At 59.5% G+C, this 1,130-nt stretch carries 2 protein-coding genes and 1 riboswitch; both genes read right to left on the bottom strand.

Features of this window, described 5'->3' with window-relative positions; genetic code table 11:
• Positions 1–263 (bottom strand): alanine--tRNA ligase-related protein (locus tag SMC1_RS10665; protein ID WP_243626534.1); only part of this gene is annotated, 263 nt, incomplete at its 3' end.
• A 127-nt stretch (positions 264–390) separates the two neighbouring features.
• Positions 391–936, bottom strand: a complete 546-nt coding sequence (locus tag SMC1_RS07865; RefSeq protein WP_119086232.1) for an ECF transporter S component — start codon at positions 934–936, stop codon at positions 391–393.
• Between the two features lie 61 nt (positions 937–997).
• Positions 998–1,129: riboswitch (FMN riboswitch) on the bottom strand.
• Position 1,130: the final 1 nt, after the last annotated feature.

The following is a 1,130-nucleotide window of genomic DNA, read 5'->3' as shown; positions in this document are numbered from 1 at the left end:
CCCAGCATCTCGAAGAAGGTATGGTGACGTGCCGTCCGGCCAACCCGCTCGATGTCGTTCGTTCGGATGCATTTCTGGTCCGACGTCATACGCGGGCTCGGAGGAGTCACCTCGCCCAGGTAGTACTGCTTCAACGGGACCATGCCAGCTGCGGTAAAGAGCAGTGTTGGGTCGGGCGAGAGCAGGGGAGCGCTGGGGAGTCTCAGGTGGTCGTGCCCCTCGAAGAACCGGAGAAAGCCTTCTCGAATATCAGCTGAGTTCACATTTCACCTCACGCAATACCGGTCATACGAAGTCCCGGCGCATGAGGACAGTATATCCTCAGCGCCCCGTGAGGCAAGAACAGCGGCTTCGCTCTTTGTCCCTGTGATTTGGTGTCAGACACCAGACCTAGCACTTCGTTCGGAAGATGGCCGTCCGCTGAAGCGCCAGCATGATGCCCACCGACGCGGCTCCGTTTATGAAGCCGCGGAGCAGGTTGAACGGGATGATCGCAGTCACCATGATGGCTTTGACGGCCGCAATCGGCATCTTGAAGTACCAGGGATCCACGATCAGGTTCGCGCCGGCCATGACGGCCGTCATCACGACGATGCCCAGACCAGCTGCAACGACCTTCACCCATATCTTCCTGGAGCGGGCCAGAAAAGCCACTGGAAGTGCAAAGGCGATGACAGTGACCGTGTTCATACCTGCTCCGACCCAGCCGTCCGCCCCACGGCCGATGAGCGCCCAGAGGATTCCTTTCACCACAGCCGTCAGGATGGCTCCACCGGGACCCATCGCCGAGCCTGCGATGAAGACGGCGACATCGCCAAAGTCGAACTTGAGGAATGGCGCTGCCGGCAACAGCGGAAACTCGAACAATTGAAGGACATACCCGACGGCAGCCAGCATACCGGTCAGGGCGAGCACGCGCAGTTTTCTCGATTCCATTCTCTACCTCCATAGCAGACGCAGCCTTGTAGCTGCAATCAACCCTGGGGGCACGGAAAGTGGACGTCTCTTTCCGTCCAGACTGTACTGTCGGCCCTGGAATCACACCAGGTCCTACCGCCGCAGCGGCTCGTGGGCTAAGCTCTTCGCTATTACCACCGGTCGGGAATTTCACCCTGCCCCAGAGAACACTT

It is taken from the genome of Candidatus Cryosericum septentrionale, assembly GCF_003570995.1.
Lineage (GTDB): Bacteria > Caldisericota > Caldisericia > Cryosericales > Cryosericaceae > Cryosericum > Cryosericum septentrionale.
Note: the sequence above shows the minus strand (reverse complement) of the source record. Positions and strands in the feature narration are given on the sequence as shown.